Source organism: Paraburkholderia sp. D1E, from assembly GCF_052682275.1.
Genome location: NZ_JBQYMB010000001.1, coordinates 5,817,292 through 5,842,934 on the forward strand (window position 1 = coordinate 5,817,292; position 25,643 = coordinate 5,842,934).

At 60.4% G+C, this 25,643-nt stretch carries 20 protein-coding genes, 2 tRNA genes and 2 pseudogenes; 18 read left to right on the forward strand and 6 right to left on the reverse strand.

Going from position 1 to position 25,643, the window contains the following annotated elements:
• Positions 1 to 30: 30 nt before the first annotated feature.
• The 12 genes and pseudogenes from ACUN0E_RS26230 to ACUN0E_RS26285 all read left to right on the forward strand — a co-directional run bounded on the left by ACUN0E_RS26230 (position 31) and on the right by ACUN0E_RS26285 (position 11,293).
• Positions 31 to 384: a RidA family protein gene (locus ACUN0E_RS26230; protein WP_325044240.1), complete on the forward strand. Its 354-nt coding sequence runs from the start codon at positions 31 to 33 to the stop codon at positions 382 to 384.
• Between the two features lie 64 nt (positions 385 to 448).
• A pseudogene (locus ACUN0E_RS26235) lies at positions 449 to 2,693 on the forward strand (RelA/SpoT family protein).
• Positions 2,694 to 2,833: 140 nt separating this feature from the next.
• A tRNA-Val gene (locus tag ACUN0E_RS26240) sits at positions 2,834 to 2,909 on the forward strand.
• 250 nt (positions 2,910 to 3,159) lie between these two features.
• Complete coding sequence (gene thrS, locus ACUN0E_RS26245; protein WP_408228758.1) at positions 3,160 to 5,067, forward strand: threonine--tRNA ligase; 1,908 nt, start codon at positions 3,160 to 3,162, stop codon at positions 5,065 to 5,067.
• A gap of 49 nt (positions 5,068 to 5,116) precedes the next feature.
• Positions 5,117 to 5,641, forward strand: a complete 525-nt coding sequence (infC, locus tag ACUN0E_RS26250; RefSeq protein ID WP_325044246.1) for a translation initiation factor IF-3 — start codon at positions 5,117 to 5,119, stop codon at positions 5,639 to 5,641.
• Between the two features lie 248 nt (positions 5,642 to 5,889).
• Positions 5,890 to 6,087, forward strand: coding sequence for a 50S ribosomal protein L35 (gene rpmI, locus ACUN0E_RS26255; RefSeq protein ID WP_074282768.1), 198 nt, complete (start codon positions 5,890 to 5,892; stop codon positions 6,085 to 6,087).
• A gap of 29 nt (positions 6,088 to 6,116) precedes the next feature.
• Positions 6,117 to 6,476 carry a 50S ribosomal protein L20 gene (gene rplT, locus ACUN0E_RS26260; protein ID WP_006052502.1) on the forward strand — a complete coding sequence of 120 codons (360 nt, stop codon included), beginning with the start codon at positions 6,117 to 6,119 and terminating at the stop codon, positions 6,474 to 6,476.
• Positions 6,477 to 6,633: 157 nt separating this feature from the next.
• Positions 6,634 to 7,647, forward strand: a complete 1,014-nt coding sequence (gene pheS, locus ACUN0E_RS26265; RefSeq protein WP_074282769.1) for a phenylalanine--tRNA ligase subunit alpha — start codon at positions 6,634 to 6,636, stop codon at positions 7,645 to 7,647.
• Between the two features lie 142 nt (positions 7,648 to 7,789).
• The gene (pheT, locus tag ACUN0E_RS26270) at positions 7,790 to 10,225 is read left to right on the forward strand and encodes a phenylalanine--tRNA ligase subunit beta (RefSeq protein WP_445568408.1); all 2,436 of its coding nucleotides are present in this window, start codon (positions 7,790 to 7,792) and stop codon (positions 10,223 to 10,225) included.
• A gap of 69 nt (positions 10,226 to 10,294) precedes the next feature.
• A complete protein-coding gene (locus ACUN0E_RS26275) occupies positions 10,295 to 10,705 on the forward strand; it encodes an integration host factor subunit alpha (protein WP_325044244.1) in 411 nt (136 codons plus the stop codon).
• A gap of 46 nt (positions 10,706 to 10,751) precedes the next feature.
• Positions 10,752 to 11,153: a MerR family transcriptional regulator gene (locus tag ACUN0E_RS26280; RefSeq protein WP_445568409.1), complete on the forward strand. Its 402-nt coding sequence runs from the start codon at positions 10,752 to 10,754 to the stop codon at positions 11,151 to 11,153.
• 63 nt (positions 11,154 to 11,216) lie between these two features.
• Positions 11,217 to 11,293 (forward strand) — tRNA-Pro (locus ACUN0E_RS26285).
• 98 nt (positions 11,294 to 11,391) lie between these two features.
• Here the strand turns inward: ACUN0E_RS26285 and ACUN0E_RS26290 are convergent.
• From ACUN0E_RS26290 to ACUN0E_RS26305, 4 genes and pseudogenes are all read right to left on the reverse strand, one after another.
• The gene (locus ACUN0E_RS26290; protein WP_445568410.1) at positions 11,392 to 12,972 is read right to left on the reverse strand and encodes an aspartate:alanine exchanger family transporter; all 1,581 of its coding nucleotides are present in this window, start codon (positions 12,970 to 12,972) and stop codon (positions 11,392 to 11,394) included.
• Between the two features lie 137 nt (positions 12,973 to 13,109).
• The gene (locus ACUN0E_RS26295) at positions 13,110 to 14,240 is read right to left on the reverse strand and encodes an acyl-CoA dehydrogenase family protein (RefSeq protein WP_445568411.1); all 1,131 of its coding nucleotides are present in this window, start codon (positions 14,238 to 14,240) and stop codon (positions 13,110 to 13,112) included.
• 12 nt (positions 14,241 to 14,252) lie between these two features.
• Positions 14,253 to 15,460, reverse strand: a pseudogene (locus ACUN0E_RS26300) (acyl-CoA dehydrogenase family protein).
• Positions 15,461 to 15,558: 98 nt separating this feature from the next.
• Positions 15,559 to 17,679 carry a 3-hydroxyacyl-CoA dehydrogenase NAD-binding domain-containing protein gene (locus ACUN0E_RS26305; protein ID WP_445568412.1) on the reverse strand — a complete coding sequence of 707 codons (2,121 nt, stop codon included), beginning with the start codon at positions 17,677 to 17,679 and terminating at the stop codon, positions 15,559 to 15,561.
• Between the two features lie 141 nt (positions 17,680 to 17,820).
• On the opposite strand from ACUN0E_RS26305, the gene ACUN0E_RS26310 reads away from it, so the two are divergent.
• Both ACUN0E_RS26310 and ACUN0E_RS26315 read left to right on the forward strand, forming a co-directional pair.
• Positions 17,821 to 18,729: a LysR family transcriptional regulator gene (locus ACUN0E_RS26310; protein WP_408228809.1), complete on the forward strand. Its 909-nt coding sequence runs from the start codon at positions 17,821 to 17,823 to the stop codon at positions 18,727 to 18,729.
• A 194-nt stretch (positions 18,730 to 18,923) separates the two neighbouring features.
• A complete protein-coding gene (locus ACUN0E_RS26315; RefSeq protein ID WP_445568413.1) occupies positions 18,924 to 19,112 on the forward strand; it encodes a hypothetical protein in 189 nt (62 codons plus the stop codon).
• A gap of 68 nt (positions 19,113 to 19,180) precedes the next feature.
• Here the strand turns inward: ACUN0E_RS26315 and ACUN0E_RS26320 are convergent, their stop codons facing one another.
• Entirely contained in the window at positions 19,181 to 20,083 is a 903-nt protein-coding gene (locus ACUN0E_RS26320) for a LysR family transcriptional regulator (protein ID WP_445568414.1), read from the reverse strand.
• Between the two features lie 94 nt (positions 20,084 to 20,177).
• On the opposite strand from ACUN0E_RS26320, the gene ACUN0E_RS26325 reads away from it, so the two are divergent.
• The 4 genes from ACUN0E_RS26325 (at position 20,178) to ACUN0E_RS26340 (ending at position 24,504) form a co-directional block, all read left to right on the forward strand.
• Complete coding sequence (locus ACUN0E_RS26325; RefSeq protein WP_445568415.1) at positions 20,178 to 21,056, forward strand: alpha/beta fold hydrolase; 879 nt, start codon at positions 20,178 to 20,180, stop codon at positions 21,054 to 21,056.
• A 17-nt stretch (positions 21,057 to 21,073) separates the two neighbouring features.
• Positions 21,074 to 22,492 (forward strand): 3-isopropylmalate dehydratase large subunit, encoded by a 1,419-nt coding sequence (gene leuC / locus ACUN0E_RS26330; protein WP_445568416.1) that lies wholly within the window; start codon positions 21,074 to 21,076, stop codon positions 22,490 to 22,492.
• Complete coding sequence (leuD, locus tag ACUN0E_RS26335; protein ID WP_445568417.1) at positions 22,486 to 23,103, forward strand: 3-isopropylmalate dehydratase small subunit; 618 nt, start codon at positions 22,486 to 22,488, stop codon at positions 23,101 to 23,103. Before leuC ends, leuD begins: the two co-directional genes overlap by 7 nt.
• Positions 23,104 to 23,205: 102 nt before the next feature.
• A complete protein-coding gene (locus ACUN0E_RS26340) occupies positions 23,206 to 24,504 on the forward strand; it encodes a dicarboxylate/amino acid:cation symporter (RefSeq protein ID WP_445568418.1) in 1,299 nt (432 codons plus the stop codon).
• Between the two features lie 184 nt (positions 24,505 to 24,688).
• On the opposite strand, the gene ACUN0E_RS26345 is transcribed toward ACUN0E_RS26340, so the two are convergent.
• Positions 24,689 to 25,576, reverse strand: a complete 888-nt coding sequence (locus ACUN0E_RS26345) for a helix-turn-helix transcriptional regulator (RefSeq protein WP_445568419.1) — start codon at positions 25,574 to 25,576, stop codon at positions 24,689 to 24,691.
• Between the last annotated feature and the right edge of the window lie 67 nt (positions 25,577 to 25,643).

Here is a 25,643-nt window from a genome sequence, read left to right on the forward strand (position 1 = left end):
ATCAACTTTTAACCAATCTCAGGATTCTTCATGGCAGTCATTCGTCATCACGTCGGCAAGCGCCTCTCGGAAATCGCCGTACACAACGGCACCGTGTACCTCGCGGGCCAGATTGCCGAAGACGATGATCAGGACATCACGGGTCAGACGCGCGAAGTGCTGGGCCATATCGACCGTCTGCTGGGCGAAGTGAACAGCGACAAGTCGCAGTTGCTGTCCGTGCAGATCTACATCTCGGACATGGTGCACTTCGCCGGTATGAACGCGGTGTGGGACGAGTGGGTCGCACAAGGCGACACGCCGCCGCGCGCCACCGTGGAAGCGAAGCTCGCGAACCCGAAGTGCCTCGTCGAAGTCGTCGTGGTCGCGGCGCAGCGCGCTTAAGCCCGCGCCTCGCAGTTGTTGTTGAAATTCCGTTGATCCGTCTGGCCCGGTGGGCCGTCGCACCATGACTACCGAAATCGTTACGAGGCACTCCGACCCCCATCCCTTCCTTCGACGAAGCGATGGCGTTCGTGCGCGAACAGGCGGGCGAGGTGCGGCTCTCCTCGGGTGAGTTGCTGGCGGATCACGCGGCGGGTACGGCGTCGATCATGCGCACGCTGAACGTCGATCCGCCGGCTGTGCTGGCGGCGGCCCTGTTTGCGCTGACGCCGCATCTGCAAGACCCGGAGCGCGTGATCGCCGATAACTTCGGTGAAGAAGTCGCGCAACTGGTCGGTGACGTGCGCAAGTTGCTGCGCCTGGGCACAGTGAGTTTGCGTGCCGCGCAGAATGCCATGCCTGAAGCGGGGCGAGATGCGCAGGCCGCGCGCCGCGCGCAGGTCGAGGCGTTGCGCAAGATGCTGCTCGCGTTCGCGCAAGATATTCGCGTGGTGCTGATACGGCTAGCGTCGCGCTTGCAATCGCTGCGTTATTACGCGGCGGCGAAAATCACGCCGTCGCCTGATGTCGCGCGCGAGACGCTCGATATTTACGCGCCGCTCGCCAACCGTCTGGGCATCTGGCAACTGAAATGGGAGCTCGAAGATCTCGCGTTGCGTTTCGAAGAGCCGGTCACTTACAAGCGCATCGCCAAGCTGCTCGACGAGAAGCGCGTGGAGCGCGAGAGTTATGTCGCGCAGGCGATCGAGCGGCTGCAGCGCGAGTTGGCTGCGGCGAATGTGCAGGCCGAAGTTAGCGGCCGACCCAAACATATCTATAGCATCTGGCGCAAGATGCGCGGCAAGGAGCTGGATTTCGCCGAACTGTACGACGTGCGCGCGTTTCGCGTGATCGTGCCGGACATCAAGGATTGCTACACCGTGCTCGGCATCGTGCACAACCTGTGGCAGCCGGTGCCGAAAGAGTTCGACGACTACATCTCGCGGCCGAAGCCGAACGGCTACAAATCGCTGCACACAGTTGTGATCGGCGACGACGGCCGGGCGTTCGAAGTGCAGATCCGAACGCAGGAGATGCATCAGTTCGCCGAGTATGGCGTGGCGGCGCACTGGCGTTATAAGGAAGCGGGCGCGCGTGGTTACGGTGGCCAGTTCAGCGCCAATGAGAAGTACGACGAGAAGATCGCGTGGTTGCGTCAGCTGCTCGCGTGGAAAGACGAAGTCTCGGAAGGCGAGCATGGCGAGAAGCGCGCGGCGCAGCCGTGGGAGCAACTGCGGCAGGCTACGCTCGACGACGACCACATCTACGTGCTCACGCCGCAAGCGCGCGTGATTCCGTTGCCGCACGGCGCGACTCCGGTGGACTTCGCGTATCACCTGCATAGCGAACTGGGGCACCGCTGCCGCGGCGCGCGTGTCGACGGTGCGATGGTGCCGCTCAACACACAGCTGCAGAACGGTCAGACTGTCGAGATCGTCGCGGTGAAAGAGGGTGGTCCGTCGCGTGACTGGCTCAACCCGCAACTCGGATATCTGCAGAGCCATCGGGCACGGCAGAAAGTGCGCGCGTGGTTCAACGCGGTCGAAGTGCAGGAGCACATCGCGAGCGGCCGTGCGATGGTCGAAAAGACCCTGCAGCGCGAAGGCAAGACGTCGGTCAATCTCGATCAGCTCGCCGCCAAGCTTGGCTTCAAGGCCACTGACGACCTGTTCTCGGTGGTCGGAAAAGAAGAGTTCAGTCTTCGGCTCGTTGAGCAGGCGCTGCATGATGCGCCGCCGCCTGAGCCCGTCGTCGAAGCGCCGGAACACTTCGAGAAGCGAAGTAGTGGCGCGAGCGTCGCACGCGGGGCTTCCACAGGTGTGCTGGTGGTTGGCGTCGACGCCTTGCTCACGCAACTCGCGCGCTGCTGCCGGCCCGCACCGCCTGACGACATCAGCGGGTTTGTCACGCGCGGCAAGGGCATGTCGATTCACCGCAGCGATTGCCCGACCTTCCTGCGCATGGCCGATCGCGCGCCGGAGCGTGTGTTGCAAACCGCATGGTCGGCAGATGTCATGAGCGGCCGCGGGCAATCGGTCTATCCTGTCGACCTCAGCATTGAGGCAACGGATCGGCAAGGTCTGCTGCGGGATATTTCCGAAGTTTTCGCGCGCGAGAAGATGAATGTGATCGGCGTGAAAACGCAGTCGCGCCGTAACGCCGCCTTCATGCAATTCACGGTCGAGGTGTCGAGCGCGGCGCAAATTCAGCGCGCGTGTGCGTTACTCGGTGAAGTAACGGGCGTGATGCGCGCTTCACGCAAGAATTGAAGCTCGGGCGAGATCGCGGGGTGCCAGCAGGTATCGATTAGGTGCGGCTAGACGCGCTCGAGCGCTTGAGTGGAAATTTAAAGTCGGTGCATAAAAGTACTTGCCAAGCGGTGTGGCGCTCCATATAATCTCGTTTCTTCAGGCTCGTAGCTCAGCTGGTTAGGCACCACCTTGACATGGTGGGGGTCGTTGGTTCGAGTCCAATCGAGCCTACCAACGAAAGAGAAATTCCGGTTTTGCCGGGGTTTCGCAAACTGCAGTAAGCGCCTCGGCGCAAAAAGGCGAGTAGGGTATGACACCGCGAACGTTGACCGAAATTACTTCGGAGCGACGCTAGTCGAGGACCACTTTCGCCAATGTAGTTTGCAGGAAATGTGAATGCGGCCCCTCGAAAGCGGGGCCGCATTTTTTTTGGCTTATTTGATGGTTGTATGTGCCGCCGCCGGTCGGCACCACGGAGAACGCAATGGTTTCGATACGTCTGCCTGACGGTTCTGTTCGACAGTACGAGCATCCGGTGACCGTCGCCGAAGTGGCCGCCTCGATCGGCCCCGGCCTCGCGAAGGCCGCGCTCGGCGGCAAGATCGACGGTGAACTGGTCGATACGTCCACGCTGATCGATCACGACGTGGCGCTTGCCATCGTTACCGAAAAAGACGCCGACGGTCTCGACATCATTCGCCACTCCACGGCGCACCTGCTCGCGTACGCGGTGAAGGATCTGTTTCCGGAAGCGCAAGTCACGATCGGTCCGGTTATCGACAACGGCTTCTACTACGACTTCGCGTACAGCCGTCCTTTCACGCCTGAAGATCTCGAGAAGATCGAAAAGCGCATGCAGGAACTCGCGAAGAAAGACGAGCCGGTTTCGCGCCGCGTGGTGTCGCGCGACGAAGCAGTGGACTACTTCAAGAGCATCGGCGAAAAGTACAAGGCCGAGATTATCGAGTCGATCCCTGTTACCGACGAAATCAAGCTGTACTCGCACGGCAGCTTCACCGATCTGTGCCGCGGTCCGCACGTGCCGTCTACCGGCAAGCTGAAGGTCTTCAAGCTGATGAAGCTTGCAGGCGCCTATTGGCGCGGTGATTCGAAGAACGAGCAGTTGCAGCGCATCTACGGTACGGCCTGGACGAAGAAGGAAGACCAGGAAGCGTATCTGCACATGCTCGAAGAAGCAGAGAAGCGCGATCACCGCAAGCTCGGCAAGCAACTCGATCTGTTCCACATGCAAGACGAGTCGCCGGGCATGGTGTTCTGGCATCCGCGTGGCTGGACACTGTGGCAGCAGGTCGAGCAGTACATGCGCCGCCGCGTGAATGACGCCGGCTACCTCGAGATCAAGACCCCGATGATCATGGACCGCTCGCTCTGGGAAGCGTCGGGCCACTGGCAGAACTATCGTGAAAACATGTTCACGACCGAATCGGAAAAGCGCGACTACGCGATCAAGCCGATGAACTGCCCGGGTCATGTGCAGGTATTCAACCACGGTCTGCGCTCGTATCGCGATCTGCCGCTGCGTTACGCGGAGTTCGGTTCGTGCCACCGTAATGAATCGTCGGGCGCGCTGCATGGACTGATGCGCGTGCGTGGCTTCGTGCAGGACGATGCGCACATTTTCTGTACCGAAGACCAGTTCATCAGCGAATCGATCGCGTTCAACACGTTGGCGATGAGTGTCTACAAGGATTTTGGCTTCGACAACGTCGAGATCAAGCTGTCGCTGCGCCCGGATTCACGTGCCGGCACCGATGAGACGTGGGATCGTGCCGAGCAGGGCCTGCGCGACGCGCTGACGGCCTGCGGCGTGACGTGGGAAGAATTGCCGGGCGAGGGCGCATTCTATGGCCCGAAAGTCGAATATCACATCAAGGACGCCCTCGGCCGCTCGTGGCAGTGCGGCACCTTGCAGCTCGATATGGTGTTGCCGGAGCGCCTGGGCGCCGAATACGTCGCCGAAGACAACGGCCGTCGCCGCCCGATCATGCTGCACCGGGCAATCGTCGGATCAATGGAGCGCTTTCTCGGTATTCTGATCGAGCACCATGCTGGTGCAATGCCGTCGTGGCTCGCGCCCATGCAGGTTGTGGTGATGAATATCGCGGAAAATCAGACCGAATATGCACAGTCGCTAGCCCAATCGTTGCAAAAACAAGGGGTTAGAGTAGAGGCCGATTTGCGCAACGAGAAGATTAGCTATAAAATACGGGAGCACACGCTAGAAAAGGTGCCGTACCTGCTCGTGGTCGGCGACAAAGAGCGTGAAGCCCAAACGGTAGCCGTGCGTGCCCGTGGTGGTGTCGATCTGGGTGTGATGCCTCTCGATACCTTCATTGAGCGTCTGCGCCAGGACGTGCAGTCGTTCAACTGAGCCACTTGGCAGCCCGGCTCGTTTTTTTAATTTTTAGAGGAAACGTAACATCGCTACTGATAAGTCTGCGCACCGCATCAACGGTGAGATTACAGCACCCGAGGTGCGTCTGGTCGGAGTCGAGAACGAACCGCTCGGCATCGTGAAACTCGCTGATGCGTTCCGCATGTCGGAACAGCAAGATGTGGATCTGGTCGAAATCGCTCCGCAAGCGGTGCCGCCGGTCTGCCGTTTGATGGATTACGGCAAGTTCAAGTACTCGGAAGCGAAGAAGCAGCACGAGGCCAAGCTCAAGCAGAAGGTCGTCCAGGTCAAGGAAGTCAAGTTCCGCCCGGGCACCGATGACGGCGATTACAACGTCAAGCTGCGCAACCTCATCCGCTTCCTCGACGACGGCGACAAGACGAAAATCACGTTGCGTTTCCGTGGCCGCGAAATGGCTCACCAGGAAATCGGTATGCGCGTGCTTGAGCGCCTGCGCACGGACCTTGACGAAGTCGGTCAGGTCGAGCAGATGCCGAAAATGGAAGGTCGCCAGATGATCATGGTGATCGCTCCGAAGAAAAAGAAGTAAGCGATTGGAGCGGCGGCGCGCCGTATGGTGCGCGCTCTGGTTGTTCGCGATTGAAACGATGCTGTGCCGGGTGTCCGGCGCGGTATCGGCAGGTTTCGGATCGGTGCCTATGCAAATAGGCGCCGTGTCCTGAAAAGCGGCCGCCGGCGGTATTGGTGGTCTGCATACCAAGTGGAATGGGTTTCGAAGGGCGGGTAATGGCCATCTGGTCGACCGCACACCCATATCCATCTAATAATGGAGTTGTCATGCCGAAGATGAAGACCAAGAAGAGTGCTGCGAAGCGCTTCGTGGTGCGTCCGGGCGGTACCGTCAAGCGCGGTCAAGCCTTCAAGCGCCACATTCTTACCAAGAAGACCACCAAGAACAAACGCCATCTGCGCGGTTCCACGTCAGTTCATGAGTCAGATATGAACTCCGTGCGCGCAATGCTGCCGTTCGCTTAACCCTTAACTAAAACTCACAGGAGCTAATTATGCCTAGAGTCAAACGTGGGGTTACCGCACGGGCCCGTCACAAGAAGATCATCAAGCTGGCCAAGGGTTACCGCGGCCGTCGCAATAACGTCTATCGCATCGCCAAGCAGGCGGTCATGCGCGCAGGCCAATACGCCTACCGCGATCGCCGCAACAAGAAGCGTGTGTTCCGCGCATTGTGGATCACGCGTATCAACGCGGCGGTGCGTCAGCACGACATGACGTACAGCGTGTTCATCAACGGCCTGAAGAAGGCTTCGATCGAACTCGACCGCAAGGTGCTGGCCGACATGGCTGTGTTCGACAAGGCTGCTTTTGCTGCGATCGTTCAGCAGGTGAAAGCCGCCGTTGCAGCCTGATTGCGCTTTGGGCAATTAAACTGCGTGGTTCGTTGCAGTGAATATCCGGTAGTCTCGGTGACGCTGCAGCAAAAACGGGGCTCCTCACCGAGCCCCGTTTTTGTTGGTAGAGCCAGTTTTGCTTCGATAGAACACTGACGTTGAAATGATGGGATCAATGGATCTGGACCAGATTGTCGCCGACGCGCAAAAAGCCTTCGCAGAAGCCTCTGACGTCACCACCCTCGAGAACGAGAAAGCGCGCTTTCTCGGCAAATCGGGTGCGCTGACCGAGCTATTGAAGGGCCTTGGCAAGCTCGATCCCGAAACGCGCAAGACCGAAGGCGCTCGGATCAACCTCGTCAAGCAACAAGTGGAAGCCGCGTTGACGGCCCGCCGTCAGGCGCTGGCCGACGCGTTGCTGAACCAGCGCCTCGCCGCTGAAGCCATCGACGTCACGCTGCCCGGCCGTGGCACCGGTGCAGGCAGTCTGCACCCGGTCATGCGCACATGGGAGCGCGTCGAACAGATTTTCCGGTCGATCGGATTCGACGTGGCCGACGGCCCCGAAATCGAAACCGACTGGTACAACTTCACCTCGCTGAACAGCCCGGAGAACCATCCGGCGCGTTCAATGCAGGACACTTTTTACGTCGACGGCAAAGATGCCGACGGCCGTCAACTGCTGTTGCGCACGCACACCAGCCCGATGCAGGTGCGCTACGCTCGCACCAACACGCCGCCGATCAAGGTGATCGTGCCGGGCCGCACGTATCGTGTGGACAGCGATGCAACGCATTCGCCGATGTTCAACCAGGTCGAAGGGCTGTGGATCGACGAGAACATCAGCTTCGCGGACCTGAAGGGCGTCTACTCCGACTTCCTCAAGAAATTCTTCGAGCGCGACGATATTCAGGTGCGCTTCCGTCCGTCGTACTTTCCGTTCACCGAACCGTCGGCTGAAATCGACATGCTGTTCGAAACGGGCAAGAACGCCGGCAAGTGGCTCGAAATTTCGGGCTCCGGCCAGGTTCACCCCACGGTGATCCGCAACATGGGCCTCGACCCCGAGCGCTATATTGGTTTTGCTTTTGGCAGCGGGCTCGAGCGGCTCACCATGTTGCGTTACGGTGTGCAAGACCTGCGTCTGTTCTTCGAAAACGACCTGCGTTTCCTGCGTCAATTCGCGTGAACTGGCGCGTACGAACGCGACAAGCATAGAGCGCGGCACTGCACGCAGTGCCGCAGCAGCGTCCCCGGCAGTGCTCGTTAATGACGGGCATCGAAGCATCTGCCGGACGTGGACCTAACCTGATCAGAACGTACACAGAACCATGCAATTCCCGGAATCCTGGCTGAGAACCTTTGTCGACCCGCAACTGACGACCGATGAGCTGTCGCACGCGTTGACGATGGCGGGTCTCGAAGTCGAAGACCTGCGGCCGGCTGCGCCGCCGACCTCGAAGATCGTCGTCGGCCAGGTGCTGGAAGTCGTCAAGCACCCCGACGCAGATAAGCTCAACGTGTGTCAGGTCGACGCGGGCACGGGCGTGACGCTGAACATCGTGTGCGGTGCGCCGAATGTCGCGCCCGGCATCAAGGTGCCGGTTGCGTTGGTTGGCGCGCAACTGCCGCCGGCCGAAGAGGGCGGCACGCCGTTCGCGATCAAGCTCTCGAAGCTGCGCGGCGTGGAAAGCCAGGGCATGCTGTGCTCGGCACGCGAACTGAAGCTCTCGGAAGATCATAGCGGCCTGATGATCCTGCCGGAAGATACGCCGATCGGCCAGGACATCCGCGAAACGCTCAAGCTCGACGACACGGTTTTCGAAATCAAGCTGACGCCGAACAAGGCGGACTGCCTGTCGGTGTTCGGCGTGGCGCGCGAAACCTCGGCCATCACCGGTGCGCCGCTGCGCCCGCTCGAGATCAAGCCGGTTGAAGTCAAGCTCAACGAAACGTTGCCCGTCAAAATCTCGGCGCCCGATCTGTGTGGCCGTTTTTCGGGCCGCGTGATTCGCGGCGTGAATGCGCGCGCGAAGTCACCGCAATGGATGGTGCAGCGTCTCGAACGCTCGGGTCAGCGCAGCATCTCCGCGCTCGTCGACATTTCGAACTATGTGATGCTCGAACTGGGCCGCCCGTCGCACGTGTTCGATCTGGATAAGATCCACGGCGGCATGGACGTGCGTTGGGGTCGTAAGGGCGAAACGCTCAAGCTGCTGAACGGCAACACGGTCGAACTCGACGAAACCGTCGGCGTGATTGCCGACGAACAGCACATCGAAAGTCTCGCCGGCATCATGGGCGGCGACAGCACGGCAGTCACGCTCGACACCACCAACATCTATCTCGAAGCTGCGTTCTGGTGGCCCGATAGCATTCGCGGGCGCTCGCGTAAGTACAACTTCTCGACCGATGCAGGCCATCGTTTCGAGCGCGGCGTCGATTACGCGACCACCGTCGAACACATCGAACGTATCACTCAACTGATCCTCGATATCTGCGGCGGCGAAGCCGGCCCCGTCGACGATCAGACCGTCAACGTGCCGAAGCGTGAGCCAGTGAAGATGCGGGTCTCGCGTGCGAACCGCATCATCGGCATCAAGATCGATGCGGACGAAATCGCGCAGATTTTCACGCGCCTCGGCCTCACCTTCGAACGCGAGGGCGATACGTTCTCGGTGAACCCGCCGTCGTACCGCTTCGATATCGAAATCGAAGAAGACCTGATCGAAGAAGTCGCACGAATTTACGGCTTCGAAAAGATCCCCGCACGTCCGCCGGTCGCGACCAGTGAAATGCTGCCGACCAACGAAACGCAGCGCTCGATTCACGTGATCCGTCACGCACTTGCCGCGCGCGACTACGCGGAAACGGTCAACTTCAGTTTCGTGGACGCCGAGTGGGAGTCGGACTTTGCCGGCAACGACAATCCCGTACGTCTGTTGAATCCGATTGCAAGCCAGTTGTCGGTCATGCGCACCACGCTGTTCGGCAGCCTGATCAACGTGCTGCGCACGAATCTGAACCGCCGCGCGGCCGATCGCGTGCGCGTGTTCGAAGCCGGCCGCGTGTTCCTGCACGATCCGTCGATCAAGGCAGGCGAGCTGACGGTAGAAGGCTTCGCGCAGCCGAAGATGATCGGTGGTCTCGCCTACGGTCCCTCGCTCGAAGAGCAGTGGGGCGCGCAAACGCGCACGGTCGATTATTTCGACGTGAAGGGCGATCTGGAAGCCGTGCTCGCGCCGGCCGTGGCACGTTTCGTGAAAGCGGAGCATCCGGCATTGCATCCGGGCCGCAGCGCGCGTATTGAACTGAATGGCCGCGCAGTGGGCTGGATTGGCGAATTGCATCCGCGCTGGATGCAGAAATATGATTTGCCGCATGCGCCGATTCTGTTTGAAATCGAAGCGGAAGCATTAATGCAGCGCGTATTGCCGACTCCGGCGGAAGTGTCTAAATTCCCGCCGGTGCGTCGCGATATTGCGGTGGTCGTCGATCAGAAAATCGAGGTGCAGGCGCTGCTGGACGAGCTCCATAAGGCGCAGTCCGAAGAGGCCTGCAAGACTGTCCAGAAGGTTGCGCTTTTCGACGAATTCCGTCCAAAATCAAACACTTCCGGTGGTCTGGCTGCTCATGAGAAAAGCCTTGCGTTCCGTGTGACCTTGCAAGATACTGGCGGGACCCTTCAGGATGAAACGGTCGATCTGGCCATTCAAACTCTGGTGGAACGTCTGGCTCGAGTATATGGCGCACGGTTGCGTGGATAACCCGCATTTAACATTTGCACGGCATTTTTTCGCAACCTCCGTTTCTGCTTGGCGCGCCATTTGATAGATATGAATGAAATGAACTCGAGTGATTTCGAAGCCCTTCTTACGGCGCAACGCAGCGCCATGATTCGCGATATTCCGACATCACCCGCGGCCGTTTCCCCGGAAACGCCGACGCTTACCAAGGCTGAACTTGCCGAGTTGCTGTTCGACAATGTCGGGCTCAACAAGCGGGAAGCGAAAGACATGGTCGAAGCGTTCTTCGAGGTGATCCGCGATGCGCTGGAGAGTGGCGACAGCGTGAAGCTGTCGGGGTTCGGCAACTTTCAGTTGCGCGACAAACCCCAGCGTCCCGGCAGAAACCCGAAGACCGGTGAGGCGATTCCAATCGCCGCGCGCCGCGTTGTGACGTTTCATGCAAGTCAAAAGCTGAAAGCGCTGGTCGAAAACGGCGCTGAAGCGAGCTTCGCGCGCTGATCGATTGGCGCGTTCCTGCGCAACCCACCACGACGGCTAACTGACGATGACAGCGACGATCGAAAAAGTCGTCTTGCCTCCGATTCCGGCGAAGCGCTACTTCACAATTGGTGAGGTCAGCGAACTATGCGGTGTGAAACCGCATGTGCTGCGCTATTGGGAACAGGAGTTCACGCAGTTGAGGCCGGTCAAGCGGCGTGGCAATCGTCGGTACTACCAGCATCACGAGGTGCTGTTGATCCGGCGGATTCGTGAGCTGCTGTATGAGCAGGGCTTCACGATCAACGGTGCGCGCAACCGGCTTGATTCACATGGCGGTGGCGCGCACGGCACACCGGCTGATCTGGTCGAGGAAGGCGAGGGCGCAGCGGCGCCGGCAGCCGCCACGGTGGACGTCGAGCAGTTGCGCAAGGAATTGCTGCATGTGATCGATGTATTGGGCCACTAGTTTGCTTTGTTAGCGCGGGGCGGTTTTAATCGCTTGGAGTGTCTGTTATAATCATTAGCTGTTCGGGGCGTAGCGCAGCCTGGTAGCGCACACGCCTGGGGGGCGTGTGGTCGGAGGTTCAAATCCTCTCGCCCCGACCAAAGAAATCAAGGCCTTATGGATGCATGTCCATAAGGCCTTTTTCTATTTTCGGCTTAGGCGATCGCTTGCGTACGCTCACAGGCACACACTGACTCCCTCACCACAACCCCGGCACGATATCCACAAACAATATCTTCACGATCGTCATAGCCGGAAAGATCATGGCGTAACCGATGTCCGGCTTGTCGGTCGGCGTGAGCTTGTTGGCAAATGCAAGAATCGCTGGATTGCCGCATGCGCCGGCAACGATACCCGCCACTTCGTCGTACGGCAGCCGGAACACCAGCAGGCCCAGAATCAATATCGGCACGGCCAGCGCGAGCAACACGATTGCCCCAAGGCCGAGCATCAGCAATCCGGTCTGTGAAACCGTCGCGGCGAATTTCGGCCCCGACGCCATACCCACCTGAGCAAGAAATATCGTCAGCCCCAAATTGCGCAACACGAGGTTGGCGGGCAACGGCATCGTCCAGTTGATGCCGCCTGTGCGGCGCAGCTTGCCAAGCACCAGCGCCACGATCAAAACACCGCATAAGCCAAGCGCAAGCTTGCCCAAACCCGGCAGTGGAATCTGGATCGCGCCGACCAGAAACCCCAGCGCCATTCCCAGGCCGACCGAAATGTAGCTGAACTCGGCTGTGCCCTTGATCGAATCGCCGAAGAAACTCCGCAACGCGGGAAACGCTGCGCGCTGCGTCAGCAGTCCGACACGATCGCCGTATTCGAGTACGAGATCGGGGCTTGGCATGACATCCGCGTCGCCGCGCCGCACGTGCGCCACGATTGATCCATCCGGCAGATCCAGTTCACCAAGCGGGCGACCGACCACATTCGCACGCGAGGCAAACACGCGCAGATAGTCCAGATCGCCACGGTCGCGCAACACGCGCCCAGGCGCTGCTTCGCCGAGGCTCTTACGGGCCTCGGCGAGCGCATCCTGATTCGGACTGACGGCGAGCACCACATCGTTTTCTGCCAGCACGAGTTCGGGTGTGGCGGGTGCGTTGTGATGTGCACTCCGCACAGCGACGATCTGCACGTTGCTGGGCAGGGCGGTGAGTATTTCCGCGAGGGTCTTGTCACAGAAAGCCGGGTTGCGCAGCGCGATTTCGAGGATTTCGAGGCTGGCGCCGGACGCCGTTTTGATCTTCGGCGCGAGGACCATGAACGCCAGGTAGAGCAGCAGAATCGGACCCGCCACGCCAAATGGATAGGAGACCGAATATCCAACCGCTGCGTCGTCATTGCCGAGCGTGGCAATGGCCGCCTGCAAAGCAGCCGTGCTGGTGCCCGAACCTGAAAAGAGGCCGAGTGCATAGCCCGGATTCAGCTGCATGATTTTTTGAATCGCGACACTCGCTGCACCCGCGCATAGCACGCCGATTAGCGCGAGGATGTTCGCGCGGCGGCCAGCGGCGCTGGTCAAGCCGAGGAAAAACTGCTTGCCGTATTGCACGCCGACTGTGTAAAGAAAGAGCGAGAGGCCAAGTGTGCCGACCATCGGTGCGGGTACTGACTTCGGCGCGAACCATCCGGCAGCGAGTGCGACGAACAGCACTGCACCGACGCCCAATGAGAACCCTTTGATGTTGATTTCACCAACGAAATAACCTACCGCGATGGTGAGGAACAGCGTCATTAAGGGCTGCTGCTCAAGAAGCGTTTTCAGGAAATCCACGTTTCCTCCGATAGGGTTTGAGACTTCGGGTTCTGCTGGTTTCCTGCGGTTGTGATGCTTATGCTAAATGAGTCAGGAAGGGCGTCGCGTGGGCTGGATGCCTGCCAGTATCTAACAGATTGCCTGGAAACCTGGTCTCAACCTCTGCCGAGCGCGATATACCGCTCGAGATGGTGGTCTTCATCCCCCAACTGATGATCGATCATCACAAGGCGCTTCGCATAGTGTGCCAGCGGCAATTCCCATGTCATGCCGATACCGCCATGCAACTGAATACATTCCTCGGAGACCATCGCTCCAATCCTGCCAATACTGTATTTAGCCGCCGAAACCGCCCGTTCCCGCACCGTGCGTTCAGCCCCGAGTGCCGCAGCGGCATTGATTACCGCCGACCGCGCCTGCTCGATTTCGAGCAGGAGATCCGCCATCCGATGTTGCAAGGCCTGGAAACTGCCGATAGGCACGCCGAACTGTTTGCGCGTGCGCAAGTACTCAAGCGTGTGGTCCTTTGCGACATCCATTGCGCCGACTGCTTCGGAACACAAGGCAAGCACGCCGCAACTGATCGCATATTCGAGCGTTGAAAAACCTTCTTCAGCCGTGCCGAGTAGCGCATCATCGGCGAGCGTGACGTTGTCGAACGTGACCTCGGCCGCGCGGCCGCCATCGATCTTGCGATAGCCGCGCACGCTGACACCCGCTGCGTCGCGAGGGATGAGAAAGAGCGTGATACCGGCTTCGGCATCGTCGGTGCCGGCGGTGCGTGCGGAGACCAGGAAGAGGGAGGCGTTTTCGCCCTGCTGAACCACTGCCTTCGCGCCGTTCAGGTTCCACGCATTGCCGTTGCGTTCCGCACGCGTCGTCACGCGCGAGAGTTCGTAGTGACCGTCCGGCTCGCCGTGCGCGAGGGCAACCCGACGTGAGCCGTCGATCAGTTCGGCCAGCATGACTTTCTGCGCCTCGCTGCCGTCACGTGCAATGGCCTGGCCGACGATCAGCGTATCGAGAAACGGCTCGACCACGAGGCCACGGCCCAGGCTCTCGAATACGACGGCGATATCGAAACCGCCCCCGCCAAAGCCGCCATCCGTTTCATCGAACAATGCGCCAATAACGCCAAGTTCCGCGAAGCGATTCCACAGGTCGGCACTGAAGCCTTCCGGCGAGCGTGCAATCCGGTCGCGCGTCTCGAAGCCGTATTGCTCAGTGACAAAACGGTTGAGCGTATCCGCCATCATGCGGCGGTCTTCGGTATGCTGAAAATTCATGGCGTGTGCCCCTTACAGTCCCAGGATCATTTTGGAAATGATGTTCTTCTGGATTTCGTTGGAGCCGCCGAAGATCGACAGCTTGCGGTTGTTGAAGTAGAGCGAGGCAGCGCTCGCGGCTTCGTCGGGGCCGACTGGTGTGCCATCGAAACCGTCGTGCAAGGCTTCCTCTACGAATGGCTGCGCGTAGGGTCCCATGGCGCGACGCGTGAGCGAAGAGATTTCCTGACGGATCTCGGTGCCGCGAATCTTCAGCATCGAACTCTCCGCGCCCGGCACGCCGCCGCCGGCCACCGCCGCGATCACGCGCAGGTTGGTGGTCTTCATGTTCTCCAGATCGATCTCGACGCGTGCCATGCGTGCCGCAAACGATGGATCTTCCGCGAGCGGCCTGCCGTTGCGCTGCTGCTTCGCGGCGATCTTGCGCAGCCGGTTGAATGCGGCCACTGAAAAGCCGACGCCCGCGATATTGGTGCGTTCATACGTGAGCAGGTATTTGGCGTACGTCCAGCCCTTGTTCTCTTCGCCCACGAGGTTCTCGACGGGCACGCGCACGTTCGTCAAAAATACTTCGTTGACTTCGTGCTCGCCATCGAGCGTGATGATCGGACGCACTTCGACACCCGGCGTGTTCATGTCGATCAGCAGGAAGCTGATGCCTTCCTGCTTGCGCACGTCGGTGGCGGTGCGCACGAGGCAGAAGATCATGTTCGCGTAGTGGCCGAGCGTGGTCCACGTTTTCTGGCCGTTGACGATGTAGTGTTCGCCTTGTGCATCGCTGCTGCGTAGCGCGGTGGTTTTGACCGCGGCGAGATCAGAACCCGCGCCCGGTTCCGAGTAGCCTTGGCACCACCAGTCCGAGCCGTCGAGAATGCGCGGCAACCAGTGGCGCTTTTGTGCCTCGTTGCCGTATTTGATCAGCACCGGGCCAAGCATGTTGACACCAAACGGCACCACACGCGGTGCTCCGCCAAGGCGCATTCGTTCTCGAAGATGAATTTCTGCACGGCATTCCAGCCGGGGCCGCCGTACTCTTTCGGCCAATGATTGGCGAGCCAGCCTTGCGCGTTGAGAATCGCGTGCCATTCGGCCATGTCGTCGCGGGTGAGGCGGCGTCCGCCGTGTACCTTGCCGGCGAGACGCTGCGGGAGCTTGTCGCGCAAAAAACGCTGTACGTCAGCGCGAAAGGCTTCTTCTTCAGGTGTGAAATTCAGATCCATAACGGGTTCTTCCGTGGATATTTATCGGACCGGCGAAGCGGTGGATCGGCGGCGAGCAGGCGCCCGCCGACCGAGCATGCGCCAAATGATGTGCCGTCTCAAGCTGTCTGATTGAGGCTCGTGAAATTGGTGCCGCGCTCAACCAGTTCCACCAGCAGCGGCGACGCTTGCCAGAACAGGGGGTCTTCTTTGGCGAACTCGCGGATGTCCTCGAGAACTGTGGCGAGGCCCACCGTATCGGCGTATTTCATCGGCCCGCCGCGATAACGTGGAAAGCCGTAGCCGTAGAGGAAGGTCACGTCGACGTCGAGCGGCCGCAGCGCGATGCCTTCGTGCACGACATTGGCGCCTTCGTTGATCATGGCGGCCATGTAGCGGCGCATGATCTCCTCATCGGCGAAAGTGCGCGGCGTGACGCCGGCACGTTCACGCTCGGCTTCGATGATTGCGTCGACCTCAGGGTCGGGCGTGCCGCTGCGCGAACCTTCGGGATACAGATAAAAGCCACGGCCGGTCTTCTGGCCGAACCAGCCGCGTTCGCAAAGACGGTCCGCGATCTGCACATAGCGCGCTTCAGGGTTCCGCGTGGCCGCACGCCGTTTGCGGGTGGCCCAACCGATATCGCCGCCCGCCAGATCGACCACCTGGAATGGGCCCATCGGGAAGCCGAATGCACGCACGGCCGCATCGATCTGATAGGGCGATGCGCCGTCTTCCATCATCGCGTCCGCCGCGCTGCGATATACCGCCAGCACGCGATTACCGATGAAACCGTCGCACACGCCGGCACGCACCGGCGTCTTACGCAGCTTCTTCGCGAGTTCGAACGCAGTGGCGACTACGTCGGCACTGACCTGCTTCGGCACCACCACTTCCAGCAGCTTCATGATATTGGCGGGGGAGAAGAAGTGCAGCCCGATCACATCAGCGGGGCGCGAGATGCTGGCCGCAATCGCGTCGATGTCGAGATACGACGTGTTGGTGGCAAGCACCGCACCGGCTTTGCACACGCGATCGAGTTCGGCGAACACGGCCTGTTTCACCAAGAGGTCCTCGAATACGGCTTCGATCACCAGGTCGGCTTCGGCGAGTGCGTCGTACGAGGTGCTGCCGTGCCAGCGCGTCATCACGTCGGCCTTCTTCTCCGCACTCATGCGGCCTTTGGCGATCAGACCGTCGTAGACCTTTTCGATGTGTGCGCGGCCGCGCGCGAGCGATGCGTCGTCGCGTTCGATCATCGTCACCGGCAAGCCTGCATCGAGCACCGCGACGGCAATGCCCGCGCCCATCGTGCCGCCACCCACCACGCCGATCGTATTCAGCGCGCGGGGTTTTGCATCGCGCGTTTCCGGCGCTTTGAGCACTTCGCGCTCGGCAAAGAACGCGTGAATCAAGCCGGCACGCTGTGGGCTATCGATGCATTGCAGGAACAGTTTGCGTTCGAGTTGTAGGCCGTCTTCGAAAGCTTGTTCTACGGCGGCCTCGACGGCATCGACGATTTTGAGCGGGGAGAAGAGACCGCGCGATTTCTTAGCCGTTTCCGCGCGTGCCGTGGCGACGGCGGCGAGGCACGCGGCGCGGTCGCCAAGCGCAGCGGCATCGCGTGTGCGCCGCACTGGAGCGTGAGCGGCCAGCAATTCGTGCACGTAGGTGAGTCCTTCAGCGAGGATGTCGTCGCTGCTGCCCAGCCGGTCGATGAGGCCGAGTGCCAGCGCTTCTTTCGCGCCGGCGTGGCGGCCGCTCAGGATCAGGTCGAGGGCGGCTTGTGCGCCGATCAAACGCGGTGTGCGCTGCGTGCCGCCTGCGCCCGGTAGCAGGCCGAGTTGCACTTCGGGCAAACCGAGCTTCGCGCCCTCCACGGCGAGCCGGTAGTGTGCCGCGAGTGCCACTTCCAGGCCGCCGCCGAGCGCGGCGCCGTGAATGGCGGCCACCACCGGTTTCGTACAGGTTTCGATGCGGTTGCAGACATCGGGCAGCGAAGGCGGCACCGGCGGTTTGCCGAACTCGCGAATGTCCGCGCCCGCGATGAAGTTGCGCCCGGCGCCGACGATCAGCACGGCCTCGACCGCCTTGTCGGCGTCCGCCGCTTCAATGGCGGCGAGCAGGCCGCGCCGCACGTCTGCGGAGAGGGCGTTGACCGGCGCATGGTCGATTGTGACCAGCAGGACTTTGCCGCGCAATTCGCGCGTCACAACGTCGGCGGAAGGGTTGAGGCTCATCGTGTCGTCTCCTGATTGTCACCGGACCAGATCGGGCATGCCGGGTCTGGCGAATTTTCCGATTGTCGGTTGGTCAAGGTTTATTGACAATTACATAGAGGGTTGACAGACTGTCAAAATTATTTTGACAAAGGCTGCATCATGGACGTCAATTCGCTGACTTTGCTGGTTGATATCCTCGACGCGGGCAACCTGAGCGAAGCCGCGCGCCGGCTGAAAATGAGCCGCGCGAATGTGAGCTACCACCTGAACCAGCTGGAGCGCTCGATCGGGCTGCAACTGGTCAGGCGCACCACGCGGCGGGTCGAGGCGACTGAAATCGGTCTGCAGTTATACGAGCATGGCCGCACGATCCAGAATGCGCTGCTGGCCGCGCGCGAGTCGGTTACCACCCTCGGGCAGAGCTTGCAGGGGCGGGTGAGATTGAGTGTGCCAAGCGGTTATGGGCAACTGGTGATGTCGGATTGGCTGATCGCGTTCAAGCGTCTGTATCCGGGCATCGTGCTGGATGTGATGTTCGAGAATCGCGTCGAGGATCTGATGCGCGACGAGGTCGACATCGCGGTCCGGGTCATGTCGGAGCCACCGCAGAATCTCGTCGCGCGCGACATGGGGCCGGTGCGATATGTTGCGTGTGCCTCGCCGGATTTTGCCGAAAGCCGTGGCATGCCGGTGCGGCTAGATGATCTGCGCACGACACCGTTGATTACGGCGGCGGTGGTCGGCAGGCAGTTGCGCGTGGCGGCGTATCTGCGCGACGAGCGCCATGAGGTGCTGCTGGAGCCGACGATTATTTCCGAGAACTTCCTGTTCTTGCGCCAGGCGGTGCTGGCCGGCCTGGGTGTGGGTCTGGTGCCGGACTACGTAGTGCAGGACGACCTGCGTCGCGGGGATGTGGTGACGGCGCTCGATGAATGGCGTTTAAGCATCTTCGGTACGAATATGTACATGCTCTATATGCCGAATCGCCATCACACGCGGGCAGCGGCGAGTTTTATCGAGTTCATCCTGGAGCAGGCGCACGGAAGTGGAAGAGGGGTTGTTGCCTGAGCGGCAATGAAGCGCTTTTTCTTCGGCACGCTGACGATCTGCGCGTGGCAGGCGAACAAATCAAGGATGGCCTCCATGCTTCGCCGCGCAGGAATGAACAGCACCCGCACAGGTGCTTCACTCACGGGTATGCTTAATAAAACGGCGAGATAGCCGTGCGCCTGGCATCACATCAAACTTCAGGGGAGACGGAGATGAAATGGACAATCGCATTTCTAGCTCTGCTTGCAATCGCCATTGTCATTGTGCTGGTCTCGCGTCTCTCAAGCGAGGAGGCCATCCGCCTCGCCGGTTACGCGGCCACGGCGGTTTTCGCCGCACTGGTCGGCTTCCTGATTCGCTGGCGCTCAAATCGTGCCCAACGAAACAAACGCACAGGATGACTCCGCGTGCGTGGGTATTCACCCGGTCGGCTTAAAGGCCATGCAGTATCAGGCCCGCGGTATGCACGCTAATCCGATCGAACGCTCGCTTGCAACGCGTCGCCGAGAAAGTCGACGAACGTCCTGAGTTTCGCCGACAGCCGATGTCGTTCCAGATAGATTGCGTGAATGTCCGCGTTCGGCAGCGCCCAGTCTGTGAGCAAGGGCACCAGCTCGCCGCGTTGCAGATGGCGAGCAATCTCCCATTCCGAGCGCACCGCGATGCCGCGCCCATCGAGCGCCCACTTCAGCACGGCGCTGCCGTCGTTGCTGCTCAACGGACCGTCCACTTTCACTGTCTCCGATTTCTTGCCGCGCGCAAAATGCCACGTGCCGTACGCCGATTCGTTTTCGCGTAAGACGAGGCACGCATGGCGCGTCAAATCGTGGGGCATGGCCGGCGCGCCATGCCGTTTCACATAGCTCGGCGCGGCACACACCAGCCGCTGGTTCTTCAGCAGCAAACGTGCGTTGATCCGCGCATCCGGCACCTCGCCGAAACGAATGCCAAGGTCGAAACCTTCTTCCTGCAAGCTGACCGGCCGGTCTGTCAGATGCAACTGGATCTTCATCGACGGAAAACGCTCGCTGAACCGCGAGATGGCCGGCGCAATGTGCGCGCGGCCGAAACCGAACGACGCGTTCACGCGCAATAGCCCAGTCGGCTCGGCGCGGCTGCTGGTGACCAGTTGCTCAAGTTCAGCGAGGTCGTCGAGGATGCGCGAGCCGTTCGCCAGATAGATCTCACCCTCCGCGGTGAGGCTCAGGCGGCGCGTGGTCCGGTTGACGAGACGCACGCCCAGGCGCTGTTCGAGATGCGCGAGACGCTTGCTGACCGACGGCGGCGTCACGCCGAGCTCACGCGCCGCAGCAGCCAGATTGCGGTGGCGCGCTACTAACGCGAACAGATTCAGGTCGGAAAAACCGTCCATCGATTCGTTCCTAAAAGTTAATTCCGGATTGCCTTAAGAGAAACCATATCGTTGCAGGCATCAATTAGACTGCATTCAGATACGGGAGGCAACGATGTTTACAGGTTTCACCGACGCGTCGATTCACGTCGACGGCATCCAGATCCACGCAATCCGCGCAGGCAATGGGCCGGCTTTACTGCTGCTGCACGGCCATCCGCAGACCCATGCGATCTGGCATAAGGTGGCGCCCGCGCTGGCGCAGCACTTCACCGTCATTGCGGCGGACCTGCGTGGCTACGGCGACAGCGGCAAACCGCAAGGCGCGCCCGACCACAGCAACTATTCGAAACGCCGCATGGCTGCGGATCAGGTCGCGTTAATGCGCGCACAAGGGTTCACGCAATTTGCCGTGATCGGCCACGATCGCGGAGGACGCGTTGCTGCTCGCATGGCGCTCGATCATCCGCAAGCCGTGACGAAGCTGGTCACGCTGGACGTCGCGCCGACACTCGACATGTATGAGAAAACTTCGTTCGAGTTTGCGCGCGCTTACTGGCACTGGTTTTTCCTCGTGCGTCCCGCGCCGTTTCCCGAAACGCTGATCCGTGCGGATCCCGATCTCTATCTGAAGCAGACCATCGGCGCGCGCAGCGCCGGGCTGGCGCCGTTCACGGAAGCCGCGTACGCCGGGTATTTGCGCTGTCTGTCAGACCCCGCCACTGCGCATGGCATGTGCGAGGACTACCGCGCGAGCATCACGATCGACCTCGATCACGACCGTACCTCGCTCGCTGAAGGGCAGAAGATCGAGTGCGATTTCCTGGCGTTGTGGGGCGCACATGGCGTGATCGAACAATGCTTCGAGCCGCTCGCCGAGTGGCGGCAGTGGTCGGCGCATGTGAGCGGCGCGGCATTGCCGTGCGGCCATTACATTCCCGAGGAAGCGCCCGAGTTGTTACTCGAACGCGCCCTGCCGTTCCTGCAGTCGTAGCCGCCGGTCGACCCATCATGTCAAAACGAACCCTTTACCAGAAGCTCGTCGATTCGCACGTTGTTACGCGCATCGACGAGCAAAACGTGCTCCTGTATGTCGATCTGCATCTGATGAACGAATACACCAGCCCACAGGCGTTCAGTGCGCTCGCGGCGAAAGCGCGGCCCGTGCGCCGTCCGCGGCAGCAACTGGCGGTGGTCAGCCACATCATTCCAACGCATGCGGAATCGCCGCGTGTGATTCGCGATGCCGCTTCGTTGTTGCAGGCGAATAATCTCGCGCGTAACTGCGAGCAGGCGGGTATCGAACTGTACGCGGCGAACGATCCGTTGCAAGGCATCGAACATATCGTCGCGCCCGAACGCGGCCTGATTCGTCCGGGCATGGTCGTGCTGTGCGGCGACAGTCACACGACCACGTATGGCGCGCTTGGCGCATTGGGATTCGGCATCGGCACCTCGGAGGTTGAGCACGTGCTTGCCACGCAAACGCTGGTCTATCGTGTCGCGCAAACCATGCGCATCACGATCGACGGGGCGTTGCCGTACGGCACATCCTCAAAAGATGTGATCCTGTGGATCATCAGCCGCATCGGAGCACAGGGTGCGCGCGGATATGCGGTGGAGTTCGCTGGTTCGACGATTGCATCGTTGTCCGCGGAAGCACGCATGACCTTATGCAACATGACCGTCGAGGCCGGCGCGCGCGCGGCGTTGATCGCGCCTGATGCAACCACGTTCGACTACGTCCGCGCGCACGCAACATCACTCGACGATGCCGCGTGGGCCGCGGCAATGAATGACTGGCGCGAACTGAAGTCGGACGCCGACGCGGTCTTCGATGCCGAACATCATTTCGACGCACACGATATCGCGCCGTTCGTTACGTGGGGCACGAGCCCCGACCAGGCGATTGCAATCGATCAGCGCATTCCCAGTGCAGCCGCGCAGAAGACGCCGGAGGCCGCCGCAGCGTTGCGGCGCGCGCTCGACTATATCGGTCTCGATGCGGACCAGCCGATTGCGGGCACGCCGATCGATCGCGTGTTCATCGGCTCGTGTACTAATGGACGTATCGAAGATCTGCGCGTGGTCGCTGCGATCGTCCGCGGACGCCACGTCGCGCACGGCGTGCGCGCGATGGTCGTGCCGGGCTCGGGCAGTGTGCGCCGCCAGGCCGAGGCTGAGGGCATCGCGACGATACTGCGCGACGCCGGTTTCGAATGGCGTGAGCCGGGCTGTTCAATGTGTCTCGCGATGAACGACGATTTTCTTGCGGTAGGCGAGCGCTGCGCATCCACGACCAACCGCAACTTCGAAGGACGTCAGGGGCGCGGTGGCCGCACCCATCTGATGAGCCCCGCGATGGCTGCGGCTGCCGCACTAACCGGGCGCATCACCGACGTCCGCACGCTGGAGACTCAATCATGCTAACCAGACTCACTGAAATCGATGGGATTGCCGCGCCGCTGCCGATTGAAAATCTCGACACCGATCAGATCATGCCGAAGCAGTTTCTTCGCATCATCGACAAGGCCGGCCTGAGCGAGGGCTTGCTATACGACTTGCGTGTCGACGCAGAAGGCGAGCTGCGCTCAGATTGTGTGCTGAATCAGGCGGCGTATCGCGGTGCGCGCATCCTGATTGGTGGTTCGAATTTCGGTTGCGGGTCGAGTCGCGAGCATGCGGTGTGGGGGCTTCAGCAATTCGGCTTCGACGCAGTGATCGCGCCGAGTTTTGCGGAGATTTTTTATTCAAACGCGATGAATAACCGCTTGCTGCTAGTGCAACTGGAACGCGACGCAGTCAATGTCCTGTTGCATGACGCCGCGACACAACCAGCTGCGCGGTTGCATATCGACATCGAACTGCAAACGGTGACGGACGCCAATAGTCACGTGTTCAAATTCCCTCTCGGCGCACGTCACAAACAGATGGTGATCGAAGGCATGGACACCGTCGATCTCACGCTCGCTTCGTTGCACAACATTGAAGCGTTCGAGCGAGCCCATTTTGAGCGGCATAGTTGGGCCGCCGTGCTGTAAATCCCCTGGCGGCCTTTGTGCCGCCATTCAACCGGAACGCGCGTGACGGATTCCCCGCCAGAAGGGAAGGGACGCGCTTTGCCTTTAAAAAACGGAGGAGACATGAAGCGCAAACCGCTCTATAAGGTGCTGTACGTGCAGGTGGTCGTGGCGATCGTTATCGGTGTGCTGGTGGGCCATTTCCTGCCTGCGGATGCGGTGGCGATGAAACCGCTTGGCGATGCATTCATCAAACTTGTGCGCATGATCATCAGCCCGGTGATCTTCTGTACCGTCGTGACCGGCATCGCCAGCATGCACGATATGCGCAAGGTTGGCCGCGTGGGCGGTAAAGCGCTGTTGTATTTCGAAGTGGTGTCGACACTCGCGCTCGCCATCGGCTTGCTGGCCGCGCACGTGCTGAAACCAGGCGCGGGCTTTAACGTCGATCCCGCCACACTCGACGCCGGCGCAGTGTCCAGTTACACCGCGCAAGCCGCGCACGGCGAGGGGCTCGCGGGTTTCTTCATGCACATCATCCCGGAGACGTTCGTCGGTGCGTTCACGCAGGGCGATATTCTGCCGGTGCTGCTGATCGCCATGCTGTTCGGCACGGCGCTCGCGGTCATGGGCGAACCCGCCAGACCAGTCATCAGCCTGATCGAACTGCTGTCGAAAACGTTCTTCCGGATCGTGCGCATGATTACGAGCCTCGCGCCAATCGGCGCGTTTGGCGCCATCGCATTTACGATCGGAAAATATGGCATCGTCTCCTTGCTGCCGATGATGAAACTGATCGGCACGTTCTATCTCACCGCGTTCCTGTTCGTCTCGTGCGGCCTCGGCCTGATTGCGCGAGCATGCGGTTTCAGCCTGTGGCGTTTCGTCGTGTACATCAAGGATGAACTACTGATCGTGCTTGGCACGTCGACATCCGAAGCGGCGTTGCCGCAATTGATGGAAAAACTTGAACGGCTCGGTTGCTCTCGTGGGATCGTTGGACTAGTCGTGCCGACCGGCTATTCGTTCAATCTCGACGGCACCAATATCTATATGACGCTTGCGGTGTTATTTCTCGCCCAGGCCACTAATACCCATTTGACCATCGCTCAGGAGATCACGTTGCTCGCGGTGACGATGCTGACGTCGAAGGGTTCGACCGGCGTCACAGGGGCAGGTTTTATCACGCTGGCCGCGAGTCTTTCGGTCGTGCCAACCGTGCCGGTGACGGCGATGGTACTGATTCTCGGCATCGACCGTTTCATGTCCGAGTGTCGCGCACTGACCAATACGATCGGTAACGGTGTGGCGTCGATCGTGATTGCCGCGTGGGAAAAGGAATTGGATCGCGACAAGCTCAGGGCGGCGTTGGGGAGGCCTGTTGCTGTGCCTTGTGCAGACGTCGAGGGACGCTCTGTCTGACCATGTCGTGATGGTTACCTCGTACGTGTGTGCCTGCGGCGTTGGCCTTTGCTTGTTTTGTTATTGGTTTATTAGTGTTGCCCCTGTGCGGGGCGGCACCTACTTTTCTTTGCCGGCCGCAAAGAAAAGATAGGCAAAAGAAAGCGGCTGACACCGCTAGCTCATAAGCGGGGCCTTCGCACAGTTACGGTAGTGGTGCATCTGGAATCTGTGCTTTCGCACATTCCGCGTTCGTGACAAGGCGCTCATCTGCTCCCACTCCGTGCACCGCGGACAACAAGCCGCGTCGCGAATTCACGCCGAGCTTCGCGAAGGCGCGCTTTGCGTAAGTTTCGACTGTGGACTCCTTTACGCCTATTGCCTCTGCTATCGACAGTGTCGTCATGCCCTTGACGAAGGACGAACACACGCTGGTCTCCCGCGACGAGAGCAGTATCGAGCGGCGTGTCAGATATGCCTGGAGTGCATCCGCAGGCGCGATCCTTTTGATGTTGTCGTCGAGCGGCACGCCGACCATGCGTGTATGCAACTCTGCCAGCGGCAACAGTACCTGGCCGAGATGCTTGAGCACGCTCAACTCATAGAGCGAGAACGCCGGCAAACGCCGTGCGCGGCAGGTGGACAGCGAATAGGCGATGCCGTTGGACGGCCGCACCACGATGCACTCGTCGTGAATATTCGCAACGTCGTAGATCAGACAGCGCAGCTCGGTGTCTTCGATCGTCTGTGCCGACCGGTGAATCAATTCGGCCTGCCGGGCATCGGAAACGCGGTCGTTGAGTGGGTCGCGGTCGGCGAAACTGCCAAAGTACGTTTCCATGGTCCGCTGCAGGTTTTCGTGGTCAGGCGCATAGCTGCCGATCCACTCGATGCGCCGGGCGCGTGTTTCCTGCGACGTAACGCGCGCCCGTTGCAGATGCAACGAATCGCAATCGACAAATTGCCTCACGCAATCGAACAGTTGCCCCAGAAAGCGCGACGAACCGGCAGAATCGACCACTGGACCCAAGGCGTTCGACAGCGCGGCCAATTGTCCGACAGACAGTGGTATGGAGGAGGGGGAAGCGGTCATGACCTTATATTTTCAGCGGAGCATCGCGGCAAGTTGACACTGATAACACGAAAAAATCGGCGCGCCC

Coding starts and splice junctions, on each gene's coding strand:
- ACUN0E_RS26280 (WP_445568409.1), top strand. CDS start 10,752: ATGACAGCGACGATCGAAAAAGTCGTCTTGCCTCCGATTCCGGCGAAG.
- ACUN0E_RS26320 (WP_445568414.1), bottom strand. CDS start 20,083: ATGGACGGTTTTTCCGACCTGAATCTGTTCGCGTTAGTAGCGCGCCAC.
- pheT (WP_445568408.1), top strand. CDS start 7,790: ATGCAATTCCCGGAATCCTGGCTGAGAACCTTTGTCGACCCGCAACTG.
- ACUN0E_RS26275 (WP_325044244.1), top strand. CDS start 10,295: ATGAATGAAATGAACTCGAGTGATTTCGAAGCCCTTCTTACGGCGCAA.
- ACUN0E_RS26345 (WP_445568419.1), bottom strand. CDS start 25,576: ATGACCGCTTCCCCCTCCTCCATACCACTGTCTGTCGGACAATTGGCC.
- ACUN0E_RS26325 (WP_445568415.1), top strand. CDS start 20,178: ATGTTTACAGGTTTCACCGACGCGTCGATTCACGTCGACGGCATCCAG.
- thrS (WP_408228758.1), top strand. CDS start 3,160: ATGGTTTCGATACGTCTGCCTGACGGTTCTGTTCGACAGTACGAGCAT.
- leuD (WP_445568417.1), top strand. CDS start 22,486: ATGCTAACCAGACTCACTGAAATCGATGGGATTGCCGCGCCGCTGCCG.
- ACUN0E_RS26315 (WP_445568413.1), top strand. CDS start 18,924: ATGAAATGGACAATCGCATTTCTAGCTCTGCTTGCAATCGCCATTGTC.
- ACUN0E_RS26340 (WP_445568418.1), top strand. CDS start 23,206: ATGAAGCGCAAACCGCTCTATAAGGTGCTGTACGTGCAGGTGGTCGTG.
- ACUN0E_RS26310 (WP_408228809.1), top strand. CDS start 17,821: ATGGACGTCAATTCGCTGACTTTGCTGGTTGATATCCTCGACGCGGGC.
- leuC (WP_445568416.1), top strand. CDS start 21,074: ATGTCAAAACGAACCCTTTACCAGAAGCTCGTCGATTCGCACGTTGTT.
- pheS (WP_074282769.1), top strand. CDS start 6,634: ATGGATCTGGACCAGATTGTCGCCGACGCGCAAAAAGCCTTCGCAGAA.
- rplT (WP_006052502.1), top strand. CDS start 6,117: ATGCCTAGAGTCAAACGTGGGGTTACCGCACGGGCCCGTCACAAGAAG.
- ACUN0E_RS26295 (WP_445568411.1), bottom strand. CDS start 14,240: ATGAATTTTCAGCATACCGAAGACCGCCGCATGATGGCGGATACGCTC.
- rpmI (WP_074282768.1), top strand. CDS start 5,890: ATGCCGAAGATGAAGACCAAGAAGAGTGCTGCGAAGCGCTTCGTGGTG.
- ACUN0E_RS26230 (WP_325044240.1), top strand. CDS start 31: ATGGCAGTCATTCGTCATCACGTCGGCAAGCGCCTCTCGGAAATCGCC.
- ACUN0E_RS26305 (WP_445568412.1), bottom strand. CDS start 17,679: ATGAGCCTCAACCCTTCCGCCGACGTTGTGACGCGCGAATTGCGCGGC.